The organism is Cohnella sp. GbtcB17 (genome assembly GCF_019091135.1).
GTDB lineage: Bacteria > Bacillota > Bacilli > Paenibacillales > Paenibacillaceae > Cohnella.
In genome coordinates, this window is sequence record NZ_JAGXJW010000116.1 from 1 (window position 1) to 6,874 (window position 6,874).

7 protein-coding genes are annotated in these 6,874 nt (G+C 61.0%); all 7 read right to left on the reverse strand.

Features of this window, described 5'->3' with window-relative positions; translation table 11 throughout:
* Positions 1-231 precede the first annotated feature (231 nt).
* Positions 232-1,458, reverse strand: a complete 1,227-nt coding sequence (locus tag KVT38_RS32825; RefSeq protein WP_217597955.1) for an MDR family MFS transporter — start codon at positions 1,456-1,458, stop codon at positions 232-234.
* A gap of 135 nt (positions 1,459-1,593) precedes the next feature.
* A complete protein-coding gene (locus KVT38_RS32830; RefSeq protein WP_217597956.1) occupies positions 1,594-2,067 on the reverse strand; it encodes a DinB family protein in 474 nt (157 codons plus the stop codon).
* A gap of 132 nt (positions 2,068-2,199) precedes the next feature.
* Positions 2,200-2,400: a CLC_0170 family protein gene (locus KVT38_RS32835; RefSeq protein WP_217597957.1), complete on the reverse strand. Its 201-nt coding sequence runs from the start codon at positions 2,398-2,400 to the stop codon at positions 2,200-2,202.
* A 24-nt stretch (positions 2,401-2,424) separates the two neighbouring features.
* Positions 2,425-3,678: a Ger(x)C family spore germination protein gene (locus tag KVT38_RS32840; RefSeq protein WP_254639743.1), complete on the reverse strand. Its 1,254-nt coding sequence runs from the start codon at positions 3,676-3,678 to the stop codon at positions 2,425-2,427.
* The gene (locus tag KVT38_RS32845; protein ID WP_217597958.1) at positions 3,668-4,771 is read right to left on the reverse strand and encodes a GerAB/ArcD/ProY family transporter; all 1,104 of its coding nucleotides are present in this window, start codon (positions 4,769-4,771) and stop codon (positions 3,668-3,670) included. The genes KVT38_RS32840 and KVT38_RS32845 overlap by 11 nt, the downstream gene beginning before the upstream one ends.
* A 5-nt stretch (positions 4,772-4,776) precedes the next feature.
* Entirely contained in the window at positions 4,777-6,435 is a 1,659-nt protein-coding gene (locus tag KVT38_RS32850; protein WP_254639744.1) for a spore germination protein, read from the reverse strand.
* 179 nt (positions 6,436-6,614) lie between these two features.
* A partial coding sequence (locus KVT38_RS32855) for an alpha-L-rhamnosidase C-terminal domain-containing protein (protein WP_306795377.1) occupies positions 6,615-6,874 on the reverse strand: 260 nt, incomplete at its 5' end.

The window sequence follows — 6,874 nt, forward strand, 5'->3', positions numbered from 1 at the left end:
ATAACGAGCTAGGCTGCGAAAATGGAATCACTGTGGGGCATGACTCCAGTTTTAGGGGGCCTAGCCGCTTTTGCACGGTAGCCGGAGCGACGAGCGGGGGCGGGCATTGATCGTGCACTTTTGCACGGTAGGCGGGCGACGAGCTGGGCGGCTAACGAGACGACAAATCGCGGAAGGGCCAACGCGCTCCTCTATCTTTATCGCGCAGGCTGGGTCCTTCTATCCTTCGCGCTAAGCCGCGCCGCTGTTGTCTGCGGCCCTCGCTTTGCGGCCGTCTCGGCTCCCCGCCCGGTAGACGAGCGAGGAGAGGAGGACGACGACCGCCATCGCCGCGAACATCGTCCGGCCGCCGTATTCGCCGAGGAGCCAACCGCCCGCCCAGGGCCCGATGAACTGGCCGAGATTGGTGAACGTCTGAGCGCCGTAGTAAGCGCCCCGCAGATGCTCCGGGGCGAGCTTGTCCAGCAGCATCGTGGCGGCCGGGTAGTTCAGGATCTCGCCGACGGTGAACAGGATCATCGCGACGACTTGAAGGGCGAACGTATCCGCCCAGCCGATGCCGGCGAGGCCGAGCGCCAAAAACAGATTGCCCGCATGCAGCGCGAATAAGGGCGGTCGCTTGTTCGCCAGCCAGCCGAGCGGGAGCTGGAGCGCGATGACGGTGACCGCATTGATCGTCAGCAGGTAGCCGAACATGCGGTCTCCGTGGCCGAACACCCGGTCCAAGTGCGGCGCCATGTTGCCGAACAGCTGGCTGTAGCCGATGCCGACGACGATGCCGCCCAGCAGAAACAGCCGCAGCGCGGCGTCCCGCATAACAACGCGTCCGGCGTCGGCGATCGTCGCCTTCGCCGCCTGCTTGCCGCCCTCGATGTCCTTGATGCCGAAGGCGATCATCATGATGTAGAGCGTGATCGCATAAACAAAGTAAATGGCTCCCGTGATCATAAAAGCGAGATCGCCGTTGCCAAGACCGAGCCAAACGCCGAGCACCGGTCCGATCGCGACGCCGACGTTGGCCATCAAATAACGCATGGAAAATACGCTCATCCGGCGGTCCTTCGGCGTGAGATCGGCCATGAGCACCTGGGACACCGGCTCGAACCAGGAGCGGCACAAGCCGTTCATCAGGCTAAGCAGCAGCAGGACCGCCGGCGAGTCGGTCAGCGCGAAGCCGGCGAACACGCCGCTCCATACGAATAGCGAGGCGAACATGACCAATCTGCGGCTGTACCGGTCGGACAGCGCGCCTCCGAGGAAGCCGCCGAACGTGGCGGCAAGCGCGCCTGCGCCCACGATAAATCCGATGCCGCCAGGTCCCATGTCCGTATGCGCGGCGAGATACAGCGCGAGAAACGGCATGCTCATGGAGGTGGCGATGCGGGCGATCATATGGCCGATCAACAGCGAGAATACGATAGGGTGATAGGAGGCTAAAAATCCGCGAAGTCTGTTCAAGCAAGCTGCACCACGATTCTGCGATAGTAGGCTTCTATCATACCGGATCGGTGCAGCGTTGTGGATAGGGATAATGTTCCATTTTTGAACAAATGATTAATTGTTGAACGATCGATTAAGAATCACTCGTACCGTTCACGCGAATCCGTCGATATTCAACGATCGCATATGGTGTTCCAAATGCAGGACATAGTCGTCCGCCCAAAGTTCGAGCGTGATCGTCTGCCCGTCCGGACGCATAAACGTCCACTCGCCGGCGTCTTCGGGCAAGCCCGCCCATACATCGGCGATCCGCGCATTTAAGGCGAGCCACAGGCTCAGTACGTGATCGTACGACGCCGCCTGATAACGCTGTCCGCTCACCCAATCGTCCTGCGCGTAAGGCGTCAGCGGCAAAGGCTGCGGCTCGATCCGGATTCGGACGAACCGCATCAGATTGTGCAGCGCCGAGTCGCATAAATGCCCCAGAATCTCGAGCTGGGACCACTTGCCCGGCCCTGGACGTGCCTTGAGCTCTTCCTCGGACCTGTCCGCCAGCAGCGGCGGCAGCTCCCTAATCCATCCGCGCAGCCTGGCTTCAGCCTGGCGCATCGTCATCGCGTTCGTCATTCAAGTTCGCCCTCTTCCCTTCGGGATATGAACTTGATTGTAGCGAATCGTTCGGCGCCGCGGGATGAAAGTTATCGATGGCGGCAATCGACGCAGCCGATGGCGGCCGCGCCACGCATACCGGGGAGCCGCTTAAACCGCCCATTCACGAACCAGAAAAATAACGCCAAGCGCGATATTCAGCCAGCCCGCGAACCGGGCGAACCGCTCGTCCTTTCGCTGCCCGGCCATTTTGCAGCGGCGGGCGTCCACCAGGAGGACCAGCATGCCGCCGAGGAACCAGATCGGGATCGAAAACGCGTAATAGTTGACGCCTTGGCCGAAAATCGTCATGGCCTTCGCCTCCGTGCCCGTGCGTTATTCGGCTTTCATGCCGATGCGGCGTATTTTCATGTCGATGTGCACCTCGTACTCGATCTCCTTGTACATTCGCTGCCAGCGCTCCTTGGTCCCCACGTTCCGGTTCCAGTAGCCGGGGGCTTTGGCCCTGACGTACTCGCCAAGCCCGAGCACATCCGATCCGAGCGCCTGCGTCTTTTCGAGGAACGACTCGATCAGCTTGACGGCGCCCTTCTTCTGACTTTCCTCGATATCGCGAATAACCGACGGATCCTGGATGTTCAGCTCGTTGTTGATTTTCTCCTCCAGATTGAGCTCGAAGGCAGCCTTGAATTTAAAATAAGGCTTTCCGTTCCGGATCTCGAACGAAGTCTTGGACTCTCGATGCGTGACATGGGTCATCACCTCCGTTCCCCGCACCTTCACGAAGGCGCTGTAGCCGCCGGGGTTGTTGCCTTTGAGCGCCATATACACGGCAATGTCGAGCGGCATCGTCGCGCCCACCATCCGGCTGCCCTGGAACAGCGCGAGCCCCTGCGTTTGCAGCGTCTGGTTTTTCCTCAGCTCGACATAAGGCAGGAACCCTTCTTGTCCGAGCTTCGATTTGCGGCTCCAGAAGATGCCGATATAGTCCTGCGGAAATTTACCCATCCGAATGCCCTCGTCCAGCGTGGTCATCAGGTAGAGAGACGGCACCCGCTCCAGCTTCGGCGACGCCTTCATGAGCGCGAGCGCCTCTCCCTTGGCCACCATCATCCACGCCATGCGGCGAACTTCGGGGTTGCGGTGAAAGTAATCGTTGACATTTTCCAGTCCGAAGCGGGCCATCTCCTCCGAGATCACGATGACGCGCAAATGGCCGAAAAACAGCTTGGCCGACAGCTCCTGCTGCAGGTTCATCAGCGCATCGTTGACAGAGTGCCCCACGACGTCCAGCACCCATACGGTCTTCTGGGGATCGTTGCCTCCGCTTCCGCCCCCGCTCTCGCCCGGACCGAGCGGGATGCGGCCGGGCAAGGCGATCTGCACGCCGACGCGAATCAGATCCGATGCAGGGGGGCCAAGTCCCTTGACGTAGTGCGTGACCGGATCCTCCTCGCCTTCCTCTTCCGGCCGCGCCTTGTCGATCGAGACGCCAAGCACGATTGCCCGGTCCTCGATCTCCGTTCGATCCCAGCACCCGCACAAGAGCGCCGCCGCCAGCAGCGGCGGACACAGACGTGCGGCAAGGCGCGCGGCGCGCTTCAACGAACGCGGCCCGTTATCGTCCAAGCGCGCTCCCTCCCTTCTTGCGCAAGACGGCGATCAACAGTAGCAGACCGGGGTAGGCGATCGTCAGCATGAGGCCGATTCGGCCGACGTTCACGACGGCCTCATACATTTTGACGATATTGGCCGGCACCATGGCGATGACGAATACGAAGGGAACGAGAAAAAACGTAAAAATACGCGGTTCCTGGAGGCGCAGCAGCTGCGTGAGCGATTGGCTGGTCAAGTAATAGCTGGACAGGAGCGTCGTAAAAACGGCCGTGACCCACACCGCCAGAAAAGCGCCGTCGAGCCGCTCAAGCACGTTTGCAGGCAACGAGGTCGCCTTGGCCAGCTCGAGTGTCGGCCACAGCAGCTCCCGCGTCTCTTCCGCTCCGAACACGCTCACGACAGCGATGACGATGACGACGTACAAACCGCCGGCGATCAGAATCGAGTACAGGCTGACCACGAGCGCCTTGGCCGGCTTGCGCATGGCGGGAATGACGATCGTTAGGACGAACGAGCCTTGGAACAGCGCGGCGATCGTCACGATGCCATCGAACATGCCCCCGGGTCGGTTGCCCCAGATCGGCTGCAGATTAAGCGGCTCGGCATTTTTGAGCGACAGCGCGACGATCAACAGCCCCGGCACGAGCAGCAGCGGGACGTAAAAAAAATGAATATAGGCGAACGTCGTCATCGTGTTGCGCGCAGAGATGGCGGCCAGCATCAGCATGACGATAACCGTCACTTCGACCGGCGTCTGCTTCAATACGGAGGTGACGACCACCTCGCCGAACTCTCGGGCGGTCAAAGACGTGAGCAGCGCGAAAAATACGATGACGCAAAGGCCGACGGCTCGCGCCGGCCACTTGCCGATCAGGCGTTCGCTGTATTGAATGATGGACTCGTCGGGAAAACGCATGCCCAGCAAGGCCACGAACATTAGGCCGACCAGCGCGCAGATGCACGCCAGCAGCGTGACCAGCGGCCCGCCGGTGTCCGCCGCCCGGACGGCGAACAGCGGCAGCGGCAGCACGCCAACGCCGATGATCGTGCTCACCAGTACCGCCGCGGCCTGCAAGGCGCTGATGTCCCGCGTTGCTTTTGTCATCGTTGTCATTCCTTTTCGGTTGATGGGGAATGCGCGCCCTCTTGTTTCCGGCTTTTCGTCTCGGGCGGCTCGGTCATCTCCGAACCGACGCGGACGGGATTTTTGGGCTTCAGGAATGCGGGCCGCCGCTTCATCCACCAGAGCGGCCCGCGGATGAGCACGTCCTTCATGCCTTCGGCGTCGGCGGGCACGAGAGGACTTAAATAAGGCACGCCGAACGACTTGAGCGACAGCAGGTGGTTGGCGATCAGAATCAGGCCGATCATGACGCCGTACAGACCGAATATGCCGGCTATGATAATGAGCGGGAAGCGCAGCAGCCGAAGCGCCAGCGCCGCATTGTACGCCGGGGTCGCGAAGGAGCCGATCGTCGTGAGCGCGATGATGACGACCGTAATCGGACTGGCGAAGCCTGCGGCCACGGCGGCCTGCCCGATGACGAGCACGCCGACGATGGACAAGGCGCCGCCGACCTGCTGCGGCAGCCGGATCGTCGCCTCCCGCAGCACCTCCATCGAGATTTCGATGATCAGCACCTCGACGACCGCAGGCCAGGGGACGCCTGCGCGGCCGCCGGCGACGGCGACGGCGAACTCGGTCGGGATCAATTCTGGATTAAACGAAATGACGGACACGTAGATCGCAGGGAAGACAAGCGAGAATACGAGCGCCACGAGACGCGCCATCCGAATCGCGCTCATCTGCATGAATCGTTCGGTGTAATCCTCGACCGCCTGATAAAACTGATTGAACACAGTCGGCACGATCAGCGCAAGCGGCGAGCCGTCCACCAGAATCGCCACTCTGCCTTCAAGCAGGTTGGCCACGACTTTGTCCGGCCGTTCGGTATATTGAACCTGGGGAAAGGGCGACCATTGGTTGTCCTCGATGAACTGCTCCAAATAACCGGAATCAAGTACCGCATCGATATCGATTCCGCCGAGCCGCCTGTCGACTTCCGCCAGCAAGTCCGGATCGGTTAATCCTTCCATGTAGCAGACGACGACCTTCGAACGCGTTTTGCGACCGATCGTCAGCTGTCTCGTCCGAAGCTCGGCGGCTTGAAGACGGTACCGGATCAAAGCGATATTGGGGCCAAGCGGTTCGACGAAGCCTTCGCGCGGACCACGGATGACTTGCTCGGTGCCCGGCTGGTCGATGCCGCGCTTGTCGATCTGCCGGGTGCCGACGACGAGCGCCGCCTCCGAGCCTTCTGCCGCCAAAACGGTATCTCCGTGCAGGAGCGCTTCGATCAAGTCATTGAAGTCCTCCGTCCGACGACAATCGCTATGCCACAACGCTTCGCTGGCCAGCCGGTCGAGCAGCTCCGGCGCCGACCATTCCGACGGGTCCAATCCGGTAGGCACGCTCATCGAAGGCTTCAGAATCGTCTCGTTCAGCGTGTTCTGGTCGAGCATATTGGGAAAATAAAGCATCGCCGCCGGATAGGTGCCGAAGATGCGGAATTTGCGGACGGTTAACGTCGTATCCGTGCCGAAGACGTGCGTCACCTTGGCAAGCAGCTCGTCCAGCCGTCCGTCCAGCGGTCCCCCGCCCGACCCTCCGCCGTCTCCGCCGGTTGACGTACCCGCGTCCCCTGCAGTGCGCTTTTTCCGCCTGGATCTGCGAGATTGAAGATGCGTACGATTTCCGAACAAAGGCAATGCAAGTCTCTCCCTGAAGGCTGACGTGGATGCAGAGTGTTATGCAGTGTCGGCCAACCGCGGATGGTTTAAACCACGCAGGCCGAAAGTATGCCCCGAAAGTAAAAAGCTCTCCCCTTGGCACGCTTGCGTACCATGGGGAGAGCCGATCGTTGTTATTTCGCCGACCTTCGTTCTGCTTAGCTCACATAGGAGACCATCGTTACTTCGCCTTCGATTCCTTCGGGCAGCGAGACGTTCACCTCGATGTCTTCCGGCGCCTCGATTCTAAGCTTCAGCTTGCCGGCGGAGACGAATTCCCAGCTCACCGCGATATGACCGCCTTGCGGCAGCGGCACGACACCTTCGGCCCAGGTCAGATCGCAAGGCTGCGGCGCGATCTCAACCGTTCGCCACCCGTCAGCTCCCCGCCTGACGCCGAGAATCCTCGAGCCCAGGA